The organism is Burkholderia sp. AU44665 (assembly GCF_030504405.1).
In the GTDB taxonomy this organism is placed as follows: Bacteria; Pseudomonadota; Gammaproteobacteria; order Burkholderiales; family Burkholderiaceae; genus Burkholderia; species Burkholderia semiarida.
In genome coordinates this window covers 836,104-859,800 of the sequence record NZ_JAUJRI010000001.1, presented here as the reverse complement: position 1 = coordinate 859,800, position 23,697 = coordinate 836,104, and the positions used below count along the sequence as shown (strand labels likewise).

Genomic DNA, 23,697 nt, shown 5'->3' with positions numbered 1-23,697 from the left:
CGCGCTCGATCGGTGGAAAACGTTTTCCAAATTTAGGCATCGAACGACGTGATGTCAATGAACTTTCACGTCGGATGCGCCGGTAGAAACCCGAATGGCCGAGAGGAATGGTGCGGAAGGGGGGAGTCGGATTACGGGAAAAACGCCGGGATTCTCGTCGCTGATCCAGCGGACATTGGACGCGACAACGGCCTGGAAGCGGCGCGCGGCCGCAACGCGTGGAAACGGATTCCCGATGTGTGAAGAGAGAAAACGTTATCCGTAAGAATCGCAATGCGTATGAGCGGCCGTCGGCCACCGCCCGTCGCGCGCGACGGCCTGCCGTTCCGACGACGTCAAAGCTGCTTTTCGATCGCCGCCTTGTCGATCACCGACCACACCTGGCGGATCTTGCCTTCGTGAAATTCGTAGAACACGTTCTCCGCGAACGTGACCTTGCGGCCGTCGATGGCGAGCCCCATGAACGTCCCTTTCGGCGAACACGTGAAGCGAAGGCGGCATGCGACGCGCGGCGGCTCGCACGCGAGCAGCCGGATCTCGAAACGCAGATCGGGGATGTCGCGGAAGTCCTGTTCCAGCATCGCGCGATAACCGGCGAGGCCGAGCGGCCGGTCGTTGTGAATCACGTCGTCGGATACGTATTCGCCGAGCGACGGCCAGTCCTGCCGGTTCAGGCAGTCGATATACGCGCGATAGCGGGTGGCGAGATCGGTGTCGGTCATGGCCATGTCTCCGTATGTCGATCGGGTGAGTCGAATGTGGTGCGCGTTACCGCGGCGGCGTGGCGCCCGACAAAAACGCGACGAACTCGCGCGTGTACTTCGGCAGCGCGTCGAACGACCGCGCGCAGAGCGTCAGTTTCCGATGGCTCCACGGATCGGACAACTCGACGAGCCGCACGTCCATCGTCTGCATCGCGCGCTCGGCCGCATGCCGCGACACGATGCCGATGCCCACGCCGCTCGCGATCACGCGGCAGATCGCGTCGAAGCTCTTCAATTGCACGCGATAGCGGATCCGCTTGCCGAGCGCGCGCGCCTGGTCGGCGAGATGCACCTGCAGCGCGCTGCCGTCGGTGAGGCCGATGAAGTCTTCGCCCGCGATGTCGTCGAACGCGATCTTGTCGTGCGACGCGAGCGGATGCGCGGCCGGCACGACGACGATCAGCCAGTCTTCGCGGAACGGCTTTTGTTCGAGCCCGCCGAGGCCGACCGAATCGGCGACGATGCCGATCTCGGCCGTCTTGTTGCGGATCGCATGCACGATCTCCTGGCTCGAGCGCTCCTCGACGCTGATCGACAGCTTCGGATGGCGCGGCAGGTAATCGGCCAGTGCGTCGGGCAGGTATTCGCTCAGCGATGCGGTGTTGCACAGCAGCCGGATATGGCCGCGCAGCCCCTGGCCGTATTGCTGCAGTTCGCCGCGCATGTGATCGATCTGCTGCAGCACGGTGCGCGCGTGGTGTTCGAGCGCGCGGCCCGCATCGGTCGCCTGCGCGCCCGACTTGGTCCGGTGCAGCAGCGGCACGCCCAGTTCGTCCTCCATCCCGCGAATGCGCTCGCTCGCCGCCTGCAGCGTGATGTGCGTGCGTTCGGCGCCGCTCGTGATCGTGCCGGCCTCGCAGATGTTCAGGAAGAGCCGCAGGTCGGTCAGGTCGAAGCGCATGATGGCAAGGCGATGGGGGAATGGCCGATAAGTTAGCAGGAACCGCGGCGGCGGTCTCAGGGTTGGCCTGAGACCCGGTTCGCCGCTTCCGCATTTCCGGGGCGCGATCGATGGCCGATCATGAACGCACATCAACCGGGGAGCCCGTCATGCGGATCGATTCGTCATGGGGCGTGTCGTTCAAGATCGCGCTGCATCTGCTGTTCCTGTGCGTCGGCGTCGCGTGGGCCGGGGCCCAATTCGTCGCATGGTTGCGATGAACGTCGCGCGTTTGTCTATGAAAATGGAGTTGCCATAGTTTTTTGCGACGAAAATTCTTCCGTTTTTCTCCGAAAGGACCATCAAGTTTTTCCGGATCGGACCGTATTACCGGTAACGCATGCCGGCCGGCATCCGCTCCGTGATCGTTTGTCATCATTGTTTGCATCCGGTTACACGTCGGCCGTTCCGTTTTTGAGATGCTTGAAAGATTGTCAAACCGGAGTCGGATCGTCCATGAAAACGCGCGAGATTCACCGCAAGGCGGCGTGGCTGTCGGGCCTGGCCGCCGTGCTCGTCATGGCCGGTTGTGCAAGTACGCAGTCCGTTGCGCCGAGCGACACGCTGGCGGGGCAGCCTTCCGATTCGAGCCCGCCCGCCGCGCCGGTGGCCGCCACGATGCCGCCCGCGCCGATTCTCGTCGCACGGAAGTACGTCGTGAAGCGCGGCGACACGCTGACGGGCATCGCATCCGCGAACGATTGCAGCGTGGCCGACTTGCGCACCTGGAACAAGATGGCCGCGAACGGCAGGCTGCGCATCGGGCAGGTGCTGCGCATCGTCAAGCAGCAGCCGCTGCCGCCCGCGGGCGGGGCTGGCACGCAGGCCGTCGCGAGCAATGGTGCGGCGGGTAGTCAGGCCACTTCGCAGGCAACTGCACAGGCCACTTCGCAGACCACTTCGCAGGCCACTTCGCCAGCCGGCGCGTCGACTGCGAACGACCGTCAGGTCGTCAAGGAAACGAAGCGCCATGCGGGCGGCGTCGCGCTCAAGTGGCCCGCGAACGGCAAGATCGTCGAAGGGTTCCGGCCCGGGCAGAACCGCGGCATCCAGATCGCCGGCCGGCCGGGCGACCCGGTCCGCGCCGCGGCCGACGGCCGCGTGATGTATGCGGGCACGGGCCTGAACGATTACGGCAGCCTGATCATCGTCCAGCACAACGCGGATTTCCTGACCGCCTACGCACACAACCGCAAGCTGCTCGTGAAGACCGGCGACATCGTGCACCAGGGCGACGCGATCGCCGAGATGGGCGACCTCGACAACTCGCGCGTCGCGCTGCTGTTCGAGGTGCGACGCGACGGCAAGCCGGTGAATCCGATGCCGTACCTGCCTTCGTCGCAAGGGTGAAGCGGGGCCGTCGCGCTGGAACGCGACGGCGGTCGCTGCTACGCTAGGGTTTGTTCATGCGAATCCCGCCACCGCGGGCCGACGGGCGTCTTTCGGGGATGCGCGGCGAATGCCGTCGCGAGCCGGCCGTCGGCGTGAACGGCCTCGCGTCGCCGATGCGCGGCCGCGTCGCTTCGCGCCACCGTTTCCGACAGAACAGATCTCATCCATGGAACACTCTCCGACACGCCGCTCGCTGTTGCTTGCCGCCGTTGCCGCGCCGTTCGTCGCCGCGTGCACGTCCGCGCCGGTCGCCGACCAGGGGCGCGCCCACACCGCACAAGCCGAACTCGCCGCGCTCGAAAAAGCCTCGAACGGGCGGCTCGGCGTCGCCGCGCTCGATACGTCGAACGGCGTGCGTATCGCGCACCACGCGCGCGAGCGTTTCCCGCTGTGCGGCACGTATGCGGTCATGGCGGCCGCCGCGATGCTCGCGCGCGGCTCGCTCGACGCATCGCTGCTGCCGCGCCGCATTCTGTACCGCCGCTATGAAATCGTGTCCGGCTCGCCGATTACGGAAAGCCACGTCGACACAGGCATGACGATCGCGCAGCTGTGCGCGGCGATGCTGCAGTCGGGCGACAAGGGCGCGGGCAACCTGCTGATGGGCGTGCTCGGCGGCCCGCAGGCCGTCACGGCGTTCGCGCGCGAGAGCGGCGACACCACCTTCCGCCTCGATCACTGGGAACCCGAGCTGAACCAGGCCGCGCCCGGCGACGAGCGCGACACGTCGACGCCGGTCGCGATGGTCGACACGCTGCAGCGGCTGCTGCTCGGCGACACGCTGCGCGAACCGCAGCGCGCGCAACTGACGGAATGGATGGTCGGCGGCGCACGCGGCGCGACCGGCATCGCGGCGGGCGTGCCGCCCGGCTGGCGCGTCGCCGACAAGGCCGGCACCGGCGGCTACGGTACGACGACCGACATCGCGGTGCTGTGGCCGCCGTCGCGCGCGCCGATCGTGATGGCCGTGTCGTTTACGCAGCCGGAGGCGACTGCCGCGGCGCGCGCGGACGTCGTCGCATCGGCGGCGCGCCTCGCGGCGGGCGCGCTCACCGCGACGGCCTGAGCGTCCGGCGTCTCGCGCAAAGCCGGCGTTTGGCTTATCGTGTCGGTCAGCGCGCGCCGGCGTCGGCGCGCGGTCCATCCGCGCCGTTTCCTGTTTCCCGTTCGCCATGCGCCGACTTCCGCCCCTGCACGCGCTGCAGATCTTCTCGACGGTGGCTCGCCACCGCAGCTTCACGCGCGCGGCCGAGCAGCTGTGCATCACGCAGGGCGCGGTGAGCCGGCAAATCCAGACGCTCGAGGCGCATTACGGTTTTCCGCTGTTCAGGCGGCATGCGAAGGGCCTCACGCTGACGGCGGAGGGCGAGCAGTTGTTGCCGGTGGTCGACGAGAGCTTCGCGCGGATCGAGGACATCTCGATGAAGCTCACGCGGCAGCGCACCGATCTCGCGCTGAAGGTGCCGACCTGCGTGATGCGCTGGATGCTGCCGCGCATCATGCGCTTCCAGGGCGAACATCCCGATCTCCACGTGCAGATCACGACCGCGTGGCAGCACGTCGTCGATTTCTCGAGCGAACCGTTCGATGCGGCGATCGTCTACGGGACCTCGCCCGGCCCGGGCGTCGTCGCGTTGCCGCTGTTCGACGAGCGGCTGACACCCGTTTGCGCGCCCGAGTTGCGGCAGACGTCGCCGCTCGAAGCGGTCGGCGATCTCGCGCGCCATACGCTGCTGCATCCGACGCGCGACCACCGCGACTGGCGTGCATGGCTCGACCATGCGGGCGAGCGTGGCGTCGATCCCGCGCGCGGGCCGACGTTCGACACGCTCGATCTCGCGACGAACGCGGCGATGCAGGGCTTCGGCGTCGCGATCGGCGACGTGACGCTCGTCGACGACGACGTCAGCGCGCGCCGGCTCGAACGGCCATTCGACATCGTGCTCGAGACGGGCGCGCGCTATTTCTTCGTCTACCCCGAGAACCTCGGCAGCCAGCAGAAGATTCGCGCGTTCAGCGACTGGATCGCGCGCCATCGCGACTGACGCGCGGCGGTTCCAGCGGTGGCTTCTACTGGTAAGTCACGACGGCGATCATCGGCGCCTGCGCGTTGCCCGGACGATCAGGTAAAACGATTGCGCGCGAGGTCTGCGTAAAGGTCGTGGTCTTGATCGTGCGCAGGCTGGCCGCGTCGACGAACGCGACTTGGCCGCTCGCCGGGCGCGGGCAGTCGGGCCGCACCTGCGCATGCGCGGCGTTGGCCGTGTCGAGCGCGAACGAGCAGGGCGGCTCGACGATCATGCCGGTGAAGTGGATGATGCCGCCCGTGCCGGCGGCAAATGACGAGGACGAGGCCAGAAGCGAGGCAGCCAGGGCAACCGAGGCGGCAAACAGGCGATGCTTCATGACAGGCTCCAGAGAGGAAGCGCGTCGCAGCGAGGCCGCTCGAATGGCAGTCCGTCAACGCTGCGATGCTGTATGCGTAAACGGCAATTTCATCGAACCTCTTGAGTGAGAAACCGGAAATAACGACGACGAACAAACGACGCCGTGTTCCTTCAATCAATTTATCTCAAAATTGTGCGGCCGCAAGTCGGGGTATTGCCGATGACGTAAGCTCGAGTGAGGCACGTCAATGAATGCGGCATTCGCGGGTAAATCGTTGAGGGCTCAACGATTCGCCCAATCCCGGGGATGACGATTCACCAAAGGAAAACGGCCGCTCGTGTGTGACGAGCGGCCGTTTTGCCCTGAAGCGGCGTGCGCGGTGTTCAGCCTGCGCGCTTGCGGATCGCACCCACGACCACGAGCAGCACGATCGCACCGATGATCGACGCGATCCAGCCGGCGCCCTGGCCCGGCGCATACCAGCCGGCCGCGCGGCCGACATAGCCGGCCACCAGCGAGCCGACGACGCCGAGCACGACGGTCATCAGGATGCCCATCTTGTCGTCGCCGGGCTTGAGCGCGCGGGCGAGGAGGCCGACGATGAGCCCGACCACCAGGGTTTCGATGAATTGCAGCATGAACGCCTCCCTATTGCTGTTGAGTTGTTGACGAAAGGAAATGGACTCGCCTGGCGCACCGGGGTTCCCTGCGGCGGCGAATCCGCGCGTGGCGTGCCGAGTATCGCATGCCGCCGCGTCGCGGGGATGTCACGGCGGCGGCGCATCGGTCATTGGTAGTCGAGCAGAACCTGCGCCGCGGCGTGAACCGAACCGCCGCCGACCTTCGCGCCCGTTTGCAGGTAGGACGCGCGCAGCTGGATCGACGATGATCCGCCGGTGGCCCGGTTGTAGCCCGTCACGGTGTGCGATTTCCTCAGCGCCAGCGGTTGGCCCGTCGAGGCGTCGGCGATCTGGATGCCGACGCCACTGGCTGTGGCATCCGGGCGCAACTGCATCCCGCCGGGCGTACCGGCGACCACGTCGTCCAGCGGGGCCAACTGGTAGCCGATCCGGTTATAGCCGGCCGGGCAGTTGTTCAACTGCACCTGAAAATCCGTCGCGCCAGCGGTAGAACCCACGCCGTTGAACACGTGGTGCTGCACGGGCGGCAGCGTGACGGTCTGGTCGGGAATCGAGCAGGTTCCGTCGATGAAGTCGACCTTGGCGGCGAGGTAGACCGGGTTCGACGCGCCGAGCAAGCCGGCCTTGTAATTGATCGTGTAATAGTTGCTGATGAAGCCGGAATTGAGCGACCCGTTCTGCGGTTGCCGGCTGTCGCGAAACAGCACGATTTCGAGCGTGTTGCGCAACGTCGCCTTCGTCGACGAGACGGCGACGTTGCCGTCGATGATCATGCGTGTCGACAGGCCGGACACGTTGGTTTCCAGATCGGGGCCGTTGGACTCCGATGCATTGCCTTTGGGATACATCTTGGTGCTCGTAATTTGGCAGGTGCTCGCGCCGCAAACGTCTTGCGGCGTGAAGTAATGACGCGCGACGACCGCGCCTGGCGCGGCGTTTCCAGGGCTGGAAACGGTTGCCTGCCCGAATGCATAGAGGCCGGCGGCCGCATCGGTCGCGAATGCCGCGGAGGCAAGGAGAAGCGTCGCGGCGACAGCGACCATGCGGGATGCGCGTCGCGCAACGCCGGCACACGCCTTGCGCGTGCGAACCATGCCTGACGGGATCGTGAATCGGGTCACTGCGGACGCTTGACGGAAGTGGGACATAGGGATTCCTTACTGAGTGTCGGCGGTCGTCGAATCGGGCTGGCAAATGCTCTTCACGGTCTGGATGCCCGACGCTTGCCGGCGCTGTTTCGCGACGGGAAGGTCGTATGCGATCCGGCAGACCGAGCGGGAATCGGCGCCCCACCGAACGGTCAGCGAACCGCTGTCGGCGAGCCCGCGCGCGAAGATCTTGCTCGCCTGGCCGACGACGCCGACCTCCTTGCCGGTCTCGTCATGCACCGCAGCGCCGAATGGCAGCGGCTTGCCGTCGGCCTGGCGCGCCTGAACGAGCGCCGCGCGGCCGGTGTCGGTCGCAAACCGGATCAGCGGGACCGCACCGGCGCGCGGCGCGATCTGCCGGCTGGTTTCCTTCAACTCGACATCCATCGGGATGCCCTTCGGGTCGAGCGCGATCGTATTGAGGCTGTATGGCGTGAGGTACGGCACGACCGCGTAGCCGTTGCCGTCGACCTTGACGCCCGCTGCGTTCGTGACGCGCGCGCCGGCCGCACCGGGCGCCTCGACGATCGCGAAGGTCTCGGATACCGGCTGCGAGAACGTGATGCCGCCGCGGTGCGCGACCAGTGCGCCGCGCACGCCGAGCGAGCCCTGCTGGAAGTCCGTGCTCGCGCCCGCACTCGCGCTGAGTTCCGCCAGGCGCGTGCGGTAGGTGACGTTGGCGCTGCCGTCCGTGGTCGAATTCGTTCCGGACGCGTGGTTCGCGCTGACGCTGTACGACAGCGCGTGGTCGTCGCCGAGCGAACCGGACAGCGTCGACTGCAACCGCGTGCGGCCGAGCGTGTCGCGCGATACGTTGCCCGAAACGGTCATCGGACGCTCGCGACCGAACGGGATCGTGACGCTGGCGTAATAGAGCGTGCCCATGTCGCCGCCGGCATTGCGCTGCCGCGTGGCCGTCAGGCTGTACGACACGTTGCGGAACTGGTTCGTATAGCCGACCGAGTAGTTGACGTCCGATCCGGAGCGGTTCCAGTAGTTGACGGTCGATGCCGTGGCATCGATGCGCCCACCGTTCGTGCCCAGGCGCTGCGTGAGCACGAGCGACGCGCGATGGCGCTGGCGCCAGACCGACCAGGCCGAGGTGCCGTCGCGCGCGGCGTCGCGCGCCTGCATCGCATCGTTGAGGCCGAAATAGCCGTCCGTCGAATAGCGATACGCGGCGAGTGCGATATCGGTGCCGGTCGCATCGATCGACTTCGCATAGCTGACGCGCACGCTCGACCCGCTGTAGCGCTTCGCGCCGGGAATCGTGGTCAGCGCATGCGTGACGTCCGCGCCGAACGCGCCGAACGACGTATTGAACGCGCCGCCCAGCATCGCCGACGCATAACCGCCGGCGAGCGTGACGCCGCCGTAGGCCGTCAGCAGATTGGTCAGGCCGCGCTGGTACGTGGCCTGCGCGAACACCGGCTGGCTCGAGCCGCGGGGATTGCGCAGCGTGCCCGCGACGAAGCTGTAGCGGCCGATCCCCGGCCGCAGCGACATCGGCACGGCGGCGTAGGGCACCGAGAACGCGTGCACGGAGCCATCGGCCTCCTCGACCGATACCTGCAGGTCGCCGCCATATCCGGTCGGGTACAGGTCGTCGATTTCGAAATTGCCGGGCGCGACCGTCGTCTCGTAGATCGTTACGTCGTTCTGGCGGATCGTCACTTTCGCGTTGCTGTTCGCGATGCCGCGTACCACGGGCGCATAGCCGCGCAGCGAGTCGGGCAGCATCCGGTCGTCGGTCGACAGGCGCACGCCGCGGAACTGCGTCGAATCGAACAATTCGCCCGACGTGTAGCTTTCGCCGATGAGGAGTTGCGACGACAGCGACGGCAGGTCGCGCTGGAGATAGGTCGCGAGGCCCTGATACCGGCTCTCGCCGCGCGACGACCACGAATAGGAGCCTTCGTGGCGAAAGCGCCAGTTGCCGAGGTTCACGCCGCCGTTCAGGCCGAGATAGCCTTGCGTCTGCGCGGTATGGCCGCTGACTTTCGACGTATAGAGATTGAAGTTGTAGCCGAGCAGGCCGACGGTTTCGCCGGCGGTCCATTGATCGGGGCTCACGTAGCCGCGTGCCTTGCGCACGAGCGACGCCTGCGGGATCGACAACCGCAGTGTCTGTCGCTCGAAGTCGAATGCGGTGCTGGCGCCGGGCACGACTTGTTCGAGTCGCAGGCAGGCGCCGCCATCGGCCAGCTGTGCGACGACGTCCGGTCCGAGCTTGCCGAAGTCGACGCCGACGCGCTCGAGCAGCGCGCGCCCGAAGCACGGCCGGGCATCGCCCGAATCCGGCACCGCCACGAAGCGCACGTCGTGGCGGCCGATCCAGTCGGGCCCGACATGAACGTCGACGGTGTACACGCCAGGGGCCGTCACGTTGCGCTGTTCGAAACGCGACACGTCGAAATGCTTGCCCAGGCGGTTTTGCAGGAACGCGCCGTCGAACTCGACGTGCGCGAGCGTGGCTTCGGCCGCGGCCCGCGTCGTCGCGCGGCCATCGGCGGACCACGCGGCGACGCAGGCCGCCACCAGCAGATGGATCGGCTTGACGCGTGGCATATCGGCCGCGCCGCGGCGCGACGGTCGGGTCGGGGTCATGTGTAGTACTCCACAAGTTTTCGGATCGAGAGGGCGCGTTCGGCAGGCGCGTTGCGCGGCGCTGCGGCGGCCAATGACAAGTCCGGGATGTCCGTGCCGGTCGTCGGGACAGTCGAAACGACGGCGGACGAAAAGACGTGAAGCGGTCTGCACCGCGGTGGGTGCGCGGTGACAGCCTCGGTCGCGTTACGGTGCGACGCTGACCGGACGTTCGAGGTCGGTTGCCCGGCCCCAGTCGTTGATGCTGCCGAATTCGACCGTCGCGCCTGCGGTGGGAGCGGCGGCGAGATCCTTGATCGGGAACAGTTGGGTGCTGCGCGGCAGCACGTAGCCCATGCCGGCGTCGTGCTTGCGCCCGGCCGACTTCAGCAGCACGTTGGCGAAATTGACGACGAACGGCGTCGGATTGCTGGCCTCGAGCGCATAGCCGCCGTCGACGCGAACCACGCGCCAGTCGACCTGCATGGGCGCATCGTCCACGTTGCCGGCCAGCCCGGCTGGGCGATACATGATCTTGATGCGGGAGCGGAACGCTAGCTGGATGCGATTGGAGGCCTCGGTCGCGGCCGCCTTCGGCGGCACTTCGAGCACGTTCAGCCAGAACAGCGATTCCCGGTCGGCGGGAAGCGGTTCGCCGGTATGCACGAGACGCAGCGTCTGCCCGTTGCCGGCTTCCATCCGGAAGATCGCCGGCGTCAGCGTGAACGGCACGTCGATGTTCTCCGGCAATGCGCGGCTGTCGCCATCGTCGAGCCATGCCTGCACCAGCGCCGGACGCTTGTTGTCGTTCGTGAGCTGGATCGTGACTTCGCGCTCGCTGGACGGGAAGATCACGCGCGTGCCGGCGATCACGACACTCGCGTCGGCGTGCGACGCGAATGCGGCGACGGCGAGGGTCAGCGTGCGGAAGAGCTTCAACAATTTCATGGGCGTGTGGACTCGGATCGTTGGGACGGGAAACGGGCGGAAACCGCGGTTTCCGCGTCGCGCGGCGTGACGGGCGGAGATCGCCGGAGCGGCGATCTCCACGCACGTGTCCTTACTGATAGATCAGCGAGTACTCGACACGCGAAGTGACGTCGCCGGCCTTCACGGCGCCTGCGGCGTAGTACTCGGCGAAGTAGTTCAGCTTCGCCTTGCCGTCGGCACCGATGTCGACGCTCTCGGTGCTCGCGCCGGTTTGCGCGCCGATGGGGATGGGCTTCTGCTGCGAATCCAGTACGTTGATCTGGACGCCTTCGGCGGCCTCGGTGCCCGGGTCGACCGTCAGCCGGCCGGTCGACTGATCGACGTTCGAGCCGTTCTCGAACACGACGCCGACCTTCACCGGGTTGTTGTCGCCGACCGTGCAGCCCGTCAGCGCAAGCGAGAACCCGCTGCGGCCGGCGACAGAGCCGACATTGGCGAGCGCGCTGGTGCTGACCGGCGGCAGCGGGACGGTGAGGTCCTGCCCCCCCTCGACGCTGCAGGTCGACGCGATGATGTTGCCGCGGAAGGTGACGCTGCCGTCCGCCGCGTGGGCCGCGGACGAAAAGGCCGTGCCGGCGGCGACGAGCAGAAACGGGATTGCGCAGCGCTTGATGATTTGCATATTTAAATCTCCAAATAAACGTCGGTTTCAGAAAGCGCGGATTGAATTTAAATCTCCCAATGGCGCGTTTCGGATGAAATTATGAGTTTTATGAAAGGAAATTGTAATTTGACTGGTACTAATCTATAGGGATTTCGCCTCGTACTCGTACTAAATTAATTTTCCGGAGTCGGTAGCAGGCGGAGGGGCGGGAGCGCCGGCGGGAGGAGGGGCGTGCGTGGGAGCATGCCGATGCCGCAAAGCGGTCGACGGGCCGATTTCGGCGGTCGCGCTATTCGAAGCGGACTGGAATTGGAATAACCGGCCGGCGGAGCATGAGAGCGGCCGGCATATCGTATTGCGCTCGGGTCATGTCACGCGCTGCGCGCACGGGCGCGCGCAGCGTCGTACCATCGTCGCGCGCCGCGTGTCAGGCTGCCGGCGCGTCGATTGCCGGATCCAGGCGGCGATAGCCTTCGGTCGCGCGCAGCAGCGTGCGCGTGTAGTCGCGTGCGACCTGCCCGGCCCGCACGTCGTCGATCCGCAGCTGTTCGACGATCTCGCCGTGCTGCATCACCGCGACGCACTGACACAGGAAGCCGATCACCGCGAGGTTGTGGCTGACGAGGATCATCGTCAGGTTGCGTTCGCGATGCAGGCGGCGCAGCAGGTTGAGGATCTCGGCCTGCACCGATACGTCGAGCGCGGACGTCGGTTCGTCGAGCAGCAGCACGCGCGGCTCGACGATCAGCGCGCGCGCGATCGCGACACGCTGGCGCTGGCCGCCCGACAACTGGTGCGGATAGCGGAAGCGGAACGTCGGGCCGAGGCCGACCTCGGCGAGCGCGCGGGCGATCCGTGCATCGGCGTCGTCGATCCCATGGATCGACAGCGGCTCGCGCAGCGTCTGGTCGACCGTGAAACGCGGATGCAGCGACGCATACGGATCCTGGAACACCATTTGCACGTGGCGGCGGAACGCGCGATCGGGCGTGCCGCCCACCGGGCGGCCGTCGATCGACAGGCTGCCGGACGCGAGCGGCACGAGGCCCGTCAGCGCACGCAGCAGTGTCGACTTGCCGGAACCCGATTCGCCGACCAGGCCGAACACCTCGCCGTCGCGCACCGCGAAGCTTGCGTCGCGGACGGCGTCGACGTGACCCGTGCGGGTCGGGAAACGAATCGATGCGTGATCGACGTCGATCATCGTGTGGGCTCCTGTCGATTGGCGGGCGCGATGGCCGGCGGTGCGGCGTCGAGCCACGCCGGATCGCGCCGCAGCACGGGCAATTCATCGGGCGGGTTCGCGAGCGGCGGGTTCGCCGCGAGCAGCCCGCGCGTATAGGGATGAGATGCGTCGCGCAGGTCGCGCGCGGCGCAGGTTTCGACCACGCGGCCCGCATACATCACCGCAACGCGATCGCAGAACGACATCACGAGCGGCAGGTCGTGGCTGATGAACATCAGGCCCGTGCCGTGCCGCGCGATCATCGCGTCGAGCACCGCGAGCACTTGCATCGACACCGCGACGTCGAGCGCGGAGGTCGGCTCGTCGGCGATCAAGAGGCGCGGGCCGGTCGACACCATCATCGCGATCATCACGCGCTGGCCCATGCCGCCCGACAACTCGTGCGGATACGCATCGGCGACGCGCGCCGGGTCGCGGATCTGCACGGCCGCGAGCGCGTCGACGATCCGCTCGCGCAGCGCACGGCCGCGCAAGCCCGGCTCGTGCCGCCGGAACGCTTCGCCCATCTGCTTCGCGACCGTCATCACCGGGTTCAGCGAATACTTCGGGTCCTGCAGGATCATCCCCATCTGGCTGCCGCACAGGCGCCGGCGTTCGCGCGGCGACATCGCGAGCAGGTCGTGGCCCGCGAAGCGCATCGTGCGGGCCGAGCAGCGCGCGGCGTCGGGCAGCAGGCCGAGCAGCGCGCGGCCCGTCAGCGATTTGCCGGAACCCGATTCGCCGACGATGCCGAGCCGTTCGCCCGGCGCGAGCGTCAGCGACAGGTCGCGCACCGCGTCGGTGACGACGCCGTCGTGCCCGCGAAAGCCGATCTTCAGGCCGTCGATCTCGCAGAGCGGCGCGGGTGCGGTGGTGGAGTTCATCGGCATGTCACGCTCCATGGCGGGGATCGAAGACGTCGCGCAGCCCGTCGCCGAGCAGGTTGAACGCGAGGCTCACGAGCAGGATCGCGATGCCGGGCAGCGTCGCGACCCACCATGCGTCGAGCAGCACGTTGCGGCCCGACGCGACCATGAAGCCCCATTCCGGGCTCGGCGGTTGCGCACCCAGGCCGAGAAAGCCGAGGCCCGCGACGGTCAGGATGATGCCGGCCATGTCGAGCGTCGCGCGCACGATCACCGACGACATGCACAGCGGCATGATGTAGCGCAGCAGGATGCGCGGGCCCGATGCGCCTTGCAGCCGCGCGGCGTGAATGTAGTCGGCCTGCGCGATGCGGATCGTCTCCGCGCGCGCGAGCCGCGCATACGCGGGCCACGCGGTGATCGAGATCGCGACCACCGCGTTGATCACACCGGGCCCGAGCGCGGCCGCGAACGCGAGCGCGAGCACGATCTTCGGGAACGCGAGCGCGATGTCGGTGATGCGCATCAGCACGCTGTCGACGAAGCCGCCGCAATAGCCGGCCGTCGTGCCGATCAGCAGGCCGATCGGTACGACGATCACGACGACGAGCAGCGCGATGCCGAGCGTCAGGCGCGACCCGGCGATCAGCCGCGAGAGGATGTCGCGGCCGAGCTGGTCGGTGCCGAACCAGTGCGACGGCGAGCCGGGCGCCAGCAGCCGGTCGGACAGCACCTGGCGCAGCGGATCGTGCGGCATGATCAGCGGGCCGACGATCGCGACGACGATCAGCGCAAGCAGGATCGCGAGCCCGAACAGGTTGAGCGGATTCGTGGCGAACCGGCGCCAGCGTCGGTACGCGAGGCCGAACGCGGCCTGCGAACGCGACGCGGGCGCATCGGAAAGCAGCCACGCGCGCAGGGTGAGACGCTCGGCATTCATGGTCGGGTGGCCTTCGGCATGGGTGGAGCAACAAGCAGGATGGAAACGGTCATGTCGAAGCGGCCCTCAGCGCGCACGCGGATCGAACACGCGGTACAGCGCGTCGGTCAGCAGGTTGACGGTGATGAACATCGCGCCGATCACGAGCGTCGCGCCGAGCACCGCGTTCATGTCGGCGTTCAGCAGCGCGCCGGTCAGGTACGAGCCGAGCCCCGGCCACGCGAACACGATCTCGGTCAGCACCGAGCCTTCGAGCAGGTTGCTGTACGTGAGCGCGATCACGGTGAGCAACGGCACCATGATGTTGCCGAACGCATGCCGCCAGATCACGCGGCGCTCGGACAGGCCCTTCGCGCGCGCGGTGACGATGTATTCCTGGCTCAGCTGGTCGAGCATGAACGAGCGCGTCATGCGGCTCAGATACGCGACCGAGTAGTAGCCGAGGATCGCGGCCGGCAGCGCGATGTGCGATACCGCGTTGCGGAACACGTCCCACTCGCCCGCGAGCGCCGCATCCAGCAGCAGGCTGCCGGTGCGCGGATCGACCATGCCGTCGTACACCGGGTCGAGCCGGCCGGGGCCGCCGACCCAGTGCAGCCGCGCATAGAACAGCAGCAGCCCCATCAACCCGAGCCAGAACACCGGCACGGAATTGCCGATCAGCCCGACGAAGCGCGCGACGTGGTCGATCGCGCGGTTGTGCTTCACCGCGGCCGCGACGCCGAGCGGCACGCCGATCGCGATGCCGATCAGCGTCGCGATCGTCGCGAGTTCGAGCGTGGCCGGAAACACGCGCTTGATGTCGTCGAGCACCGGGTTCGCGGTCAGCAGCGACATGCCGAGATTGCCGTGCAGCACGTCGCGCGCGTAGATCAGGAACTGCGTGACGAGCGGCTTGTCGAGGCCGAGTGCGATGCGTTCGGCCGCGTACGCGTCGGCGGACGCGCGATCGCCGAGGATCGCGAGCACGGGATCGATCGGCACCTTGCGGCCGATCACGAACGTCAGCGCGAGCAGCCCCGCGAACGTGACGGCGAGCGTGAGCGCCCAGCGCAGCACGCGCAGCGCCCAGCGTACGGCCGGGCGCCGCGCGGGCAGCGTGCGCAGTGCTTCGAGGGAGGAGGCGGGAGTCGACATGCGGCGAATCTTATTGCTTCTTCAGGTTACGGTACGACACGAGATCGTTGATCGGCCCGACTTCGAGCCCGCTCACGCCGGGCCGCGTCGCGACCTGCGCGACCTTCTCGAACATGATCACGAACGGCGAGCGCGCGAGCATCTCCTTCTGCATCGCCTGGTACCGCTGCGCGCGTTGCGCGGCGGTCGGCTCGGCGAGCGCGGCGTCGGTTTCCTTCGTCAGTTGCGGAATGTCCCAGGTGTTGCGCCAGGCCAGCATCTTATAGCTCGACTTGTCGCCGTTGTCCGGATTCCATGCGAAACCCTGCGCGTTGCTGTGCGGGTCGATGTAGTCGGCCGACCATTCGCCGATGTAGATGTCGTGCTGGCGTGCGCGGTATTTCGCGAGCGTCTGCTTGTTGTCGCCGGGGATCAACTGCACCTTGACGCCCGCCTGTGCGAAGTTCGCCTGCACGGCCTGCGCGATTTCCGTGTACGGATAGTCGTTGCGCACGTCCATCGTCACCGAGAAGCCGTTCGGCACGCCGGCCTTCGCGAGCAGCGCCTTCGCCTTCGCGACGTCGAGCTTGTACGGGTTCGAATTCAGCGTGCCGAGGAAGCCTTCGGGCAGGAAGGTCTGGTGCACCTTGTAGGTCGTCTTCACGACGTTGGCCTGGATGCCCGCGTAGTCGACCAGCCACTTCAGCGCTTCCTGCACGTCGGGCTTCGCGAGCGTCGCGTTCTTCGTGTTCAGGCCGAGATACAGCAGCGTCGCCTGCGGCGAGGCCGATACCTTCGCCTTGCCCGATTTCACGACCGACGCGAGATCGTCCGGGCTCAGGTCACGCGCCGCGTCGACGTCGCCGTTTTCCAGCAGCAGGCGCTGGCTCGCGGCTTCAGGCACGTGGCGCAGCACGATGCGCTTCATCGCGAGCGGCAGCCGGTAGCCGTCGAAGCGTTGCAGCACGATGCTGTCGCTGGGCGACCATTTGACGAGCTTGTAGCCGCCGGAGCCGGCCTCGTTGGTCTTCAGCCACGCGTTGCCGAAGTCGTTGCCCTGCTGGTGCGACAGCAACAATTTCTTGTCGACAACCGAAGCGGGCCACGAGCCGAGCACGTTCAGTACGAAGGTCGGCGCGTATTTGTGGTCGGTCGTGATCGACACCGTCTGGTCGTCAATCTTCTTCACGTTCGCCGCGACGTTCGCCTTCGTGAGCCCGATGCCGGTCAGCACCGCGGCCGGGCCCTTGTCGAGCAGCACCGCGCGCTGGATCGACCACGCGACGTCGTCGGCCGTCAGCGGGTTGCCCGAGTGGAACTTGAGGCCCGAGCGCAGCTTGAACGTATAGGTCAGCCCGTCGGGGCTCACGGTCCACGACTGCGCGACGTCGCCGTTGAATTTCGACGGATCGCGCAGGTCGACGCGCACGAGCCGGTCGTACGTGTTCGCGACGTATTCCTCCGGCACCAGCTCGTAGATTTCGCCGGGATCGAGCGTCGTGAATTCGTCGAGCAGCGTGGCCATCACGAACATGTCCTTCGGCGTTTCCGCGCGGGCGGCGGAAAGCGGAACGGCGGCGAGCAGGGACGCGGCGGCCAGCGCCGCGACGAGCCGGGAGGTCGGGAATTTCATGGGGCGCTTCTCCATCTGTCGTTTGAGTCGTTGAACGTGCAGGAAAAAGGGGGCGTGCGGCGTCGTCACATCAGGCGCCATGGGCCGCTCGCCGCATTGTCGATCGGCGGCAACGCGTGCGAACCCGGCAGCTCGTAGTGCCACCACTCGCTGTCGATGTGCGCGAAGCCGGCCGCGTGCATCACGCCGAGCAGCAGCAGCCGGTTGCGTTGCACGGGCTCGGGCAACCCCGCGTGAAAGTGACCCGACGCGGCCACCATCTCGTCGAAGCCGGTGCCCATGTCGAGCGGCTCGCCGTTCGCGCCGACGAGCGTCAGGTCGAGCGCGGTGCCGCGGCTGTGGTTCGACCCGCGCCCGAGATCGGCGACGAAGTTCGGGTCGGGCAGGAAATCCCACAGCACCTGCTGCGCCTGCGGCGGCCGGTAGGCGTCGTAGATGCGCAGCGTGAAGCCGGCCTGCGCGGCGACGTCGACCGCGCGGCGCAGCGCGGCTTCGGCCGGCTCGAGCAGCAGACAGTGCGCGTGGCGGTAGATCGGCTTGCCGGTCAGGTTGCGCTCGGTCGCGTAAACGAGATCGATGTCGACGCGATGCGTGGCGGGCGTGATTTCGACGAGGCGGTGAGGGTTCATCGGCGGTCCGGTTCGCTCAGGATTCGAATTGGTCGAATGTGCGCTGCAGTTCGCGGTTGCGCGCGACGCGCCGGTCGATCGCGGGACCGAGGCGGTCGACCACGGCGGTGATCAGCAGGTTGAACAGGCAGGTGAGCGGCGCGAGCGAATCCCAGAACTGGCCGACGTCGGTTTTCACCTGCAGCAGATCGGCCGGCCATTCGCGCGCCCACGGGCAATACAGATCGGTGACGAGCGCGAACGGCTGCCCGCGCTCGGCGGCCGCCTGACAATAGCGGCGCGCGCTGCGCGAATAGGCGCGCGTGTCGGTGACGATGCAGTACGGCCGCTCGAATTCGGAGTTCAGCGAATCGACGTACGAGCCCGACTGGCCGTCGGAATAGAACACGCGCGGACGCAGGTATTCGAGGTAGCTGCTGAATGCGTTGCTGATGCCGCGCGTCGACTGGATGCCGAGGATGAATACGGCGTCTGCATCGGCGATCCGGTCGGCCACCTGCGCGAACACCGGGCCTTCGGCCAGGCGGTACACGTGGCGGATCGCGTCGAGCTCGCGCTCGAGCGACGACGCGAGCGTGCCGTCGCGGCCGTCGTCGCTGTCGTTGCGTTCGGCCGGCTGCGTGCCGGTGACGCGACGGTATTCGTCGAGCCGGTCGGTGATCATCCATGGGCGATCGCCGCCGCCGCGCAGTTCGCGTTTCAGGTCGTCGAGATTCCGATAACCGACACTGCGCAGGAAACGCCCGACCGAAATGCCGCTGGTACCAGTCTGCTGCGCGATCTGATCGGCCGTCTCGAGCCCGAGCCGATCGAGGTTCGCGAGCATGTAGCTCGCGATGCGCTTGGCGGTCGGCGTCAGCTCGGCGAAGCGGGATTCGACGGTGTGGGCGAAGGCGCAGGTCATCGGTTGTTAGATCGTTGTCATTTGATGATTCGATGTCATCTATCTGACAAAACCAAAATCATTGGCGCCAGCGAATAAAAACTATGGCTGGCTCACGATGATAGGGGCAGGCAACGACATCGACCGGAGAAACAGGGCTGGATCGCTGTTATTGCTGATAGGCCTATCGTGCATTTATTCCTGGCAGAAATAATTTGCGGTTATGCCTGACAGAGATATACTGCATTGATTGCATACCGAGCCCACCCCGTGAATCTCATCGTCAATACCCCCGTGCAACTGGGTGAAATCCTGTCGTCCGCGCGTCAGGCCAAGGGGCTGACGCAAGCCGAAGCGGCGGCGCGCATCGGCGTCGGCCAATCGCGCCTGTCGTCGCTCGAAACGACCCGCACCGAAAGCCTGTCGCTCAAGCAGTTGCTCGAATTGACCGCGCTGTATGGTCTCGAGCTCAGCATCCGCACGAAGGACGGGCGCGACGCTGCCAATGTCGAGTGGTAATCGATGGGACGCAAATCGCACGGCCGCGCGCTATCGATCTGGGCCAACGGCTTGCGGGTGGGAATCTGGCGGATTCCCGCACGCGGCGACATGGAACTGCTGTACGACGCCGGCTGGAAACAGTCGGACGTCGGCCGCCCGCTGTCGTTGTCGCTGCCGTTCGGCGTCGGCGATGCGCCGTTGCGCGGCGCGCGCGTCAATCACTACTTCGACAATCTGCTGCCCGACAGTGACGCGATCCGGCGCCGGCTTGCATCCCGGTTCGGCACGGCGACGATCGAGCCGTTCGATCTGCTCGCCGCGCTCGGCCGGGACTGCGTCGGCGCGGTGCAGTTGCTCGGCGAGGATGAAACCCCGGCCGGCCATGACCGGATCGACGGCACGTCGTTGTCCGACGACGACGTGGCGCGCGTGCTCGATCAGGCGAGCGGGGCGGCGGGCGGCGCGCAGGACGACGACGATTTTCGCCTGTCGCTGGCTGGCGCGCAGGAAAAGACCGCGCTGCTGTTTCACGACGGGCGATGGATGCGTCCGCATGGCGCGACCCCGACGACGCATATTCTCAAGTTGCCGCTCGGGCTGGTCGGCAACAAGCGTGCGGATCTGACGACATCCGTCGAAAACGAATGGCTGTGCCTCGCGATCCTGCGTGCGTTCGGCCTGCCGACGGCGGAGGCCGACATCGTGCGTTTCGGCGAACACAAGGTGCTGTCGGTCGCGCGCTTCGATCGCGCGCTGCATCGTGACGGCGGCTGGCTGTTGCGCTTGCCGCAAGAAGATTTCTGTCAGGCGCTCGGCGTGCCGCCGCATCTGAAATACGAATCGCAGGGTGGCCCCGGGGTGCCCGATCTGGCCGGCATCCTGCGCCGGTCGGAAACGGCGCAGGCCGACCTCGACACGTTGTTCACCGCGTTGGTGGTGTTCTGGATGCTTGCCGCACCGGACGGGCATGCGAAGAACTTCAGTCTGCGCCTGCTGCCGGGCGGCCGCTTCCGTCTGACACCGCTCTACGACGTGATGTCGATCTGGCCGGTCGAGGGAGATGGCGCGAACCAGTGGTCGTGGCACAAGGCGAAGCTCGCGATGGCGATGCACGGCAAGCGCAAGCACTACGCGATGCGCGATATCACGCGCCGGCACTTCACTGCGATGGCGGAGCATTGCCTGCTTGGCGATATCGCGACACCGATCGTCGAACGGCTCGTTGCGATGACGCCGCAGGTGATCGAATCGGTCGGCGCGACGTTGCCGGCCGGATTTCCGGCGAGGATCGCCGAACGCATTCTCGGCGGATTGCGCTTCGCCGCGCAACGACTCGCCGACATGCCGCGGGAGTGACCGGTCCCGGTTCCGCTCCGGGCCGGTGAAAGCCGGCGCATCCGCATTTTCCGTTCCGGTTTGCGCGCCAGGAAACCCGAATCGATGGCATCGGGCGGCAATCGCGCGGCGCGCATATCGAGCGCTGTTTGCCTCCATTTATCCTCTGCTGCATCGCAATAATTACAAAATTAAAGTCGATCAGTTTAAATCATCAATCAAGCTCAATAATTCATTTAATTTTTAGGTCGTTTTGTATTTAACTTGCGTCACGGGATGTTTGATTTTCGGTAATTCGAAAAAGCGGCAAGTATTCCGTAATGGAAATTATCTCGATTGCACGAATGAAGAGGAAATCATGACGAATCTTTCTCGACGCAAGATGTTGACGAGTACGGCCGGCGCGATTGCCGCCGCGGGCATCGCGGTAACGGCCAAGGCCGCCTCGTTCGGTAACCCTGACAGCCCGCCGGAAGGCGCGGTGAATGCGCGCAACCGCCAGAGCCTGACCGACCCGGGGCCTAAAAATCCGGCCATCGCCAATCAATTCCCGTCTTTTCAGGATCCGCCGGCCACCGATATCAACGGGATGCCGTTATTCTGGGCGTCTTTCAATAATGCGCATAAACGCATTCAGAATGGAGGATGGGCGCGCGAAGTCACACAGGACGATTTCGCGATTTCCGAAACCATTTCCGGCGTCAACATGCGCCTGACGCGCGGCGGCATTCGCGAGATGCATTGGCACCAGCAGGCCGAGTGGGCGATCATGCTCGACGGCCGCTGCCGGATCACGGTGCTGGACGAACTCGGGCGGCCGTCGGTGCAGGACGTCAAGACCGGCGACCTCTGGTATTTCCCGCCCGGCCTGCCGCATTCGCTGCAGGGCATCGGCAGCGACGGCGCCGAATTCCTGCTCGCATTCGATAACGGCCGCGCATCGGAATTCAACACGCTGTTGCTGACCGACTGGATCGCGCATACGCCGCCCGACGTGCTCGCGCTGAACTTCGGCGTGCCGGCCGATGCGTTCCGGAACGTGCCGCTCGACAACCTGTGGATCTTCCAGGGCGACGAACCGGGCCCGCTTGCGGACGCGCAGCGTGCGTCGGCCGCGTCGGCGGGCGCGCCGCCGCATCCGTTCGTCTTTTCGCTCGGCGACATGAAACCGGTCAGGAAGACGCGCGGCGGCGAGGTGCGGATCGCGGACAGCACCAACTTCAACGTGTCCACGACCGTCGCGGCGGCGCTCGTCACCGTGCACCCGGGCGGCATGCGCGAGTTGCACTGGCACCCGAACGCCGACGAATGGCAGTACTACCTGCAAGGCGAGGCGCGGATGACCGTGTTCGACACGGGGCCGAAGGCGCAGACGGCCGACTTCCGCGCGGGCGACGTCGGCTACGTGAAGAAGAGCCTCGGGCACTACGTGCAGAACACCGGCAAGACCGACCTCGTATTCCTCGAGATCTTCAAGACCGACCGCTATGCGGAGGTGTCGCTGTCCGACTGGCTCGCGCACACGCCGCCGAAGCTCGTCGAAGCGCACCTGAACATCGCGCCGGACGTGATCGCACGGTTTCCGCGCAACCGTCCCGACGTCGTGCCGCTGTGACGCCGCCGGCGTCCTGCCATGGCCGGCACGCGGCATGCTGGTTGTGGCGGGGCGCGATCCCTGAATCAGCCGTCCTCATTCGAACGGAATACTTGCCATGATTCCCGTCCCGAGCAAACCTGCCGGCGGCTTTGCGCTGCCGGGACTGTCCACCGAGCAGACCGACGGCGCGGCGCGTGCCGCGCTGGAAGGGCGCCGCACCGGCGTCGCCGCGTTGCTGCCGTTCGTCGGCCCGGCCGTGATCGCATCGATCGGCTACATGGATCCCGGCAACTTCGCGACCAACATCCAGGCCGGCGCCGCGTACGGCTACCGGCTGCTGTGGGTCGTGCTGGCCGCGAACGCGATCGCGATGCTGTTCCAGGCGATGTCGGCGAAGCTCGGCATCGTGACCGGCCGCAATCTCGCCGAGCTGTGCCGCGACCGCTTCCCCGCGCCGGTCGTGTGGGGCATGTGGGTGGCGTCGGAGATCGCCGCGATGGCGACCGATCTCGCCGAATTCCTCGGCGGCGCGCTCGCGTTCGGGTTGTTGTGCCATCTGTCGCTGTTCGCGGGGATGATCGCGACCGCGTTCGCGACCTGCGCGATCCTCGCGCTCGAAAAACGCGGCTTCCGGCCGCTGGAGGCGGCGATCGCAGCGTTGGTCGGCGTGATCGGCGCGTGCTATCTCGGCGAACTGCTGATCGCGCCGCAGGACTGGCATGCGGCCGCGTTCCATCTGGTGGTCCCGCAGATTCCGGATCATGCGGCGCTGACGATCGCGGTCGGCATCATCGGCGCGACGATCATGCCGCACACGCTGTATCTGCATTCGGGCCTCACGCAGGATCGCACCGCGCCGCGCGACGACGGCGAGCGGCGGCGGCTCGTGCGTTTCTCGAACCGCGAGGTCGTGGTCGCGCTCGGGCTCGCCGGGTTCGTCAATCTCGCGATGGTGATGATGGCGTCGTCCGCGTTTCATGCGGCCGCGCCGGGCATGACCGACATCGGCGACGCCTATCACACGCTGATCCCGGTGCTCGGGCCGGCGGCCGGCGCGCTGTTTCTCGTCGCGTTGCTGACGTCGGGCGTGTCGAGCTCGGTGGTCGGCACGATGGCGGGGCAGGTCGTGATGCAGGGCTTCATCCACCGCCGCATGTCGATCTGGGTGCGGCGCGCGGTGACGATCGCGCCCGCGTTCGTGGTGGTGGCATTGGGCTGCGACGTCACGCGCGCGATGGTGGCCAGCCAGGTCGTGCTGAGCTTCGTGCTGCCGATGCCGATGATCGCGCTGCTTCTGCTGTCGGCGCGCACGGACGTGATGGGCGCTTACGCGATGCGGATGCCGCTGCGGATCGTCGCCGGCGCGGCGACGGTCGTGATCGTCGGGCTGAATGCGTACCTGGTATGGGCGGCATTCAATTGAACGGGTGCGGGCCGGCCGCCTGCGGCCGCATGTCCGGCGCCTCGCGCGGCCGCCGGATCGCGTGGCACTGCCGGCCGCCGACGCGCGTCGCGGCCA

The 23,697-nt window shown here is 66.7% G+C and carries 22 protein-coding genes; 7 read left to right on the top strand and 15 right to left on the bottom strand.

Going from position 1 to position 23,697, the window contains the following annotated elements; translation table 11 throughout:
* Positions 1 to 335 precede the first annotated feature (335 nt).
* Both QZM15_RS03770 and QZM15_RS03765 read right to left on the bottom strand, forming a co-directional pair.
* Complete coding sequence (locus tag QZM15_RS03770) at positions 336 to 722, bottom strand: ester cyclase (RefSeq protein WP_060311673.1); 387 nt, start codon at positions 720 to 722, stop codon at positions 336 to 338.
* Positions 723 to 768: 46 nt separating this feature from the next.
* Positions 769 to 1,665: a LysR substrate-binding domain-containing protein gene (locus QZM15_RS03765; protein ID WP_059584965.1), complete on the bottom strand. Its 897-nt coding sequence runs from the start codon at positions 1,663 to 1,665 to the stop codon at positions 769 to 771.
* Positions 1,666 to 2,160: 495 nt separating this feature from the next.
* On the opposite strand from QZM15_RS03765, the gene QZM15_RS03760 reads away from it, so the two are divergent.
* From QZM15_RS03760 to QZM15_RS03750, 3 genes are all read left to right on the top strand, one after another.
* A complete protein-coding gene (locus tag QZM15_RS03760; protein ID WP_124657855.1) occupies positions 2,161 to 3,054 on the top strand; it encodes a peptidoglycan DD-metalloendopeptidase family protein in 894 nt (297 codons plus the stop codon).
* Between the two features lie 208 nt (positions 3,055 to 3,262).
* On the top strand, positions 3,263 to 4,162 hold the full coding sequence (bla, locus tag QZM15_RS03755) for a class A beta-lactamase (protein WP_124657854.1): 900 nt from the start codon (positions 3,263 to 3,265) through the stop codon (positions 4,160 to 4,162).
* Between the two features lie 106 nt (positions 4,163 to 4,268).
* On the top strand, positions 4,269 to 5,141 hold the full coding sequence (locus tag QZM15_RS03750) for a LysR substrate-binding domain-containing protein (protein WP_124657853.1): 873 nt from the start codon (positions 4,269 to 4,271) through the stop codon (positions 5,139 to 5,141).
* A 25-nt stretch (positions 5,142 to 5,166) separates the two neighbouring features.
* Here QZM15_RS03750 and QZM15_RS03745 read toward each other — a convergent pair whose 3' ends face one another.
* The 13 genes from QZM15_RS03745 to sapR all read right to left on the bottom strand — a co-directional run bounded on the left by QZM15_RS03745 (position 5,167) and on the right by sapR (position 18,766).
* Complete coding sequence (locus QZM15_RS03745) at positions 5,167 to 5,502, bottom strand: type 1 fimbrial protein (RefSeq protein ID WP_124657852.1); 336 nt, start codon at positions 5,500 to 5,502, stop codon at positions 5,167 to 5,169.
* A gap of 365 nt (positions 5,503 to 5,867) precedes the next feature.
* On the bottom strand, positions 5,868 to 6,122 hold the full coding sequence (locus QZM15_RS03740) for a GlsB/YeaQ/YmgE family stress response membrane protein (protein ID WP_006478831.1): 255 nt from the start codon (positions 6,120 to 6,122) through the stop codon (positions 5,868 to 5,870).
* Positions 6,123 to 6,271: 149 nt separating this feature from the next.
* Entirely contained in the window at positions 6,272 to 7,273 is a 1,002-nt protein-coding gene (locus QZM15_RS03735; RefSeq protein ID WP_226223044.1) for a fimbrial protein, read from the bottom strand.
* A 9-nt stretch (positions 7,274 to 7,282) separates the two neighbouring features.
* Positions 7,283 to 9,880, bottom strand: coding sequence for a fimbria/pilus outer membrane usher protein (locus tag QZM15_RS03730; protein WP_226223042.1), 2,598 nt, complete (start codon positions 9,878 to 9,880; stop codon positions 7,283 to 7,285).
* 186 nt (positions 9,881 to 10,066) lie between these two features.
* Positions 10,067 to 10,807, bottom strand: coding sequence for a molecular chaperone (locus QZM15_RS03725; protein ID WP_226223040.1), 741 nt, complete (start codon positions 10,805 to 10,807; stop codon positions 10,067 to 10,069).
* Between the two features lie 112 nt (positions 10,808 to 10,919).
* Positions 10,920 to 11,471, bottom strand: coding sequence for a fimbrial protein (locus tag QZM15_RS03720; protein ID WP_226223038.1), 552 nt, complete (start codon positions 11,469 to 11,471; stop codon positions 10,920 to 10,922).
* A gap of 409 nt (positions 11,472 to 11,880) precedes the next feature.
* Positions 11,881 to 12,657: an ABC transporter ATP-binding protein gene (locus QZM15_RS03715; protein ID WP_226223036.1), complete on the bottom strand. Its 777-nt coding sequence runs from the start codon at positions 12,655 to 12,657 to the stop codon at positions 11,881 to 11,883.
* Positions 12,654 to 13,568 (bottom strand): ABC transporter ATP-binding protein, encoded by a 915-nt coding sequence (locus QZM15_RS03710; protein ID WP_226223034.1) that lies wholly within the window; start codon positions 13,566 to 13,568, stop codon positions 12,654 to 12,656. Before QZM15_RS03710 ends, QZM15_RS03715 begins: the two co-directional genes overlap by 4 nt.
* Before the next feature lies 1 nt (position 13,569).
* A complete protein-coding gene (nikC, locus tag QZM15_RS03705; RefSeq protein ID WP_302105832.1) occupies positions 13,570 to 14,484 on the bottom strand; it encodes a nickel transporter permease in 915 nt (304 codons plus the stop codon).
* Positions 14,485 to 14,550: 66 nt separating this feature from the next.
* Entirely contained in the window at positions 14,551 to 15,621 is a 1,071-nt protein-coding gene (locus QZM15_RS03700) for an ABC transporter permease (protein ID WP_226223031.1), read from the bottom strand.
* Positions 15,622 to 15,631: 10 nt separating this feature from the next.
* The gene (locus tag QZM15_RS03695) at positions 15,632 to 17,233 is read right to left on the bottom strand and encodes an ABC transporter substrate-binding protein (RefSeq protein ID WP_226223029.1); all 1,602 of its coding nucleotides are present in this window, start codon (positions 17,231 to 17,233) and stop codon (positions 15,632 to 15,634) included.
* Positions 17,234 to 17,298: 65 nt separating this feature from the next.
* The gene (gene ddpX / locus QZM15_RS03690; RefSeq protein WP_226223028.1) at positions 17,299 to 17,862 is read right to left on the bottom strand and encodes a D-alanyl-D-alanine dipeptidase; all 564 of its coding nucleotides are present in this window, start codon (positions 17,860 to 17,862) and stop codon (positions 17,299 to 17,301) included.
* Between the two features lie 16 nt (positions 17,863 to 17,878).
* Positions 17,879 to 18,766, bottom strand: a complete 888-nt coding sequence (gene sapR / locus QZM15_RS03685) for a sap1 transcriptional regulator SapR (protein WP_302105831.1) — start codon at positions 18,764 to 18,766, stop codon at positions 17,879 to 17,881.
* A 249-nt stretch (positions 18,767 to 19,015) separates the two neighbouring features.
* Here sapR and QZM15_RS03680 point away from each other — a divergent pair, with 249 nt between their 5' ends.
* The 4 genes from QZM15_RS03680 to QZM15_RS03665 all read left to right on the top strand — a co-directional run bounded on the left by QZM15_RS03680 (position 19,016) and on the right by QZM15_RS03665 (position 23,601).
* Positions 19,016 to 19,264 (top strand): helix-turn-helix transcriptional regulator, encoded by a 249-nt coding sequence (locus tag QZM15_RS03680; RefSeq protein ID WP_226223024.1) that lies wholly within the window; start codon positions 19,016 to 19,018, stop codon positions 19,262 to 19,264.
* 3 nt (positions 19,265 to 19,267) lie between these two features.
* Positions 19,268 to 20,602 (top strand): type II toxin-antitoxin system HipA family toxin, encoded by a 1,335-nt coding sequence (locus QZM15_RS03675; RefSeq protein ID WP_226223022.1) that lies wholly within the window; start codon positions 19,268 to 19,270, stop codon positions 20,600 to 20,602.
* 337 nt (positions 20,603 to 20,939) lie between these two features.
* Positions 20,940 to 22,196 (top strand): oxalate decarboxylase family bicupin, encoded by a 1,257-nt coding sequence (locus tag QZM15_RS03670; RefSeq protein WP_059639599.1) that lies wholly within the window; start codon positions 20,940 to 20,942, stop codon positions 22,194 to 22,196.
* A gap of 97 nt (positions 22,197 to 22,293) precedes the next feature.
* The gene (locus tag QZM15_RS03665; protein WP_302105830.1) at positions 22,294 to 23,601 is read left to right on the top strand and encodes an Nramp family divalent metal transporter; all 1,308 of its coding nucleotides are present in this window, start codon (positions 22,294 to 22,296) and stop codon (positions 23,599 to 23,601) included.
* Positions 23,602 to 23,697: the final 96 nt, after the last annotated feature.

Coding starts and splice junctions, on each gene's coding strand:
- QZM15_RS03770 (WP_060311673.1), bottom strand. CDS start 722: ATGACCGACACCGATCTCGCCACCCGCTATCGCGCGTATATCGACTGC.
- QZM15_RS03765 (WP_059584965.1), bottom strand. CDS start 1,665: ATGCGCTTCGACCTGACCGACCTGCGGCTCTTCCTGAACATCTGCGAG.
- QZM15_RS03760 (WP_124657855.1), top strand. CDS start 2,161: ATGAAAACGCGCGAGATTCACCGCAAGGCGGCGTGGCTGTCGGGCCTG.
- bla (WP_124657854.1), top strand. CDS start 3,263: ATGGAACACTCTCCGACACGCCGCTCGCTGTTGCTTGCCGCCGTTGCC.
- QZM15_RS03750 (WP_124657853.1), top strand. CDS start 4,269: ATGCGCCGACTTCCGCCCCTGCACGCGCTGCAGATCTTCTCGACGGTG.
- QZM15_RS03745 (WP_124657852.1), bottom strand. CDS start 5,502: ATGAAGCATCGCCTGTTTGCCGCCTCGGTTGCCCTGGCTGCCTCGCTT.
- QZM15_RS03740 (WP_006478831.1), bottom strand. CDS start 6,122: ATGCTGCAATTCATCGAAACCCTGGTGGTCGGGCTCATCGTCGGCCTC.
- QZM15_RS03735 (WP_226223044.1), bottom strand. CDS start 7,273: ATGTCCCACTTCCGTCAAGCGTCCGCAGTGACCCGATTCACGATCCCG.
- QZM15_RS03730 (WP_226223042.1), bottom strand. CDS start 9,880: ATGACCCCGACCCGACCGTCGCGCCGCGGCGCGGCCGATATGCCACGC.
- QZM15_RS03725 (WP_226223040.1), bottom strand. CDS start 10,807: ATGAAATTGTTGAAGCTCTTCCGCACGCTGACCCTCGCCGTCGCCGCA.
- QZM15_RS03720 (WP_226223038.1), bottom strand. CDS start 11,471: ATGCAAATCATCAAGCGCTGCGCAATCCCGTTTCTGCTCGTCGCCGCC.
- QZM15_RS03715 (WP_226223036.1), bottom strand. CDS start 12,657: ATGATCGACGTCGATCACGCATCGATTCGTTTCCCGACCCGCACGGGT.
- QZM15_RS03710 (WP_226223034.1), bottom strand. CDS start 13,568: ATGCCGATGAACTCCACCACCGCACCCGCGCCGCTCTGCGAGATCGAC.
- nikC (WP_302105832.1), bottom strand. CDS start 14,484: ATGAATGCCGAGCGTCTCACCCTGCGCGCGTGGCTGCTTTCCGATGCG.
- QZM15_RS03700 (WP_226223031.1), bottom strand. CDS start 15,621: ATGTCGACTCCCGCCTCCTCCCTCGAAGCACTGCGCACGCTGCCCGCG.
- QZM15_RS03695 (WP_226223029.1), bottom strand. CDS start 17,233: ATGAAATTCCCGACCTCCCGGCTCGTCGCGGCGCTGGCCGCCGCGTCC.
- ddpX (WP_226223028.1), bottom strand. CDS start 17,862: ATGAACCCTCACCGCCTCGTCGAAATCACGCCCGCCACGCATCGCGTC.
- sapR (WP_302105831.1), bottom strand. CDS start 18,766: ATGACCTGCGCCTTCGCCCACACCGTCGAATCCCGCTTCGCCGAGCTG.
- QZM15_RS03675 (WP_226223022.1), top strand. CDS start 19,268: ATGGGACGCAAATCGCACGGCCGCGCGCTATCGATCTGGGCCAACGGC.
- QZM15_RS03670 (WP_059639599.1), top strand. CDS start 20,940: ATGACGAATCTTTCTCGACGCAAGATGTTGACGAGTACGGCCGGCGCG.
- QZM15_RS03665 (WP_302105830.1), top strand. CDS start 22,294: ATGATTCCCGTCCCGAGCAAACCTGCCGGCGGCTTTGCGCTGCCGGGA.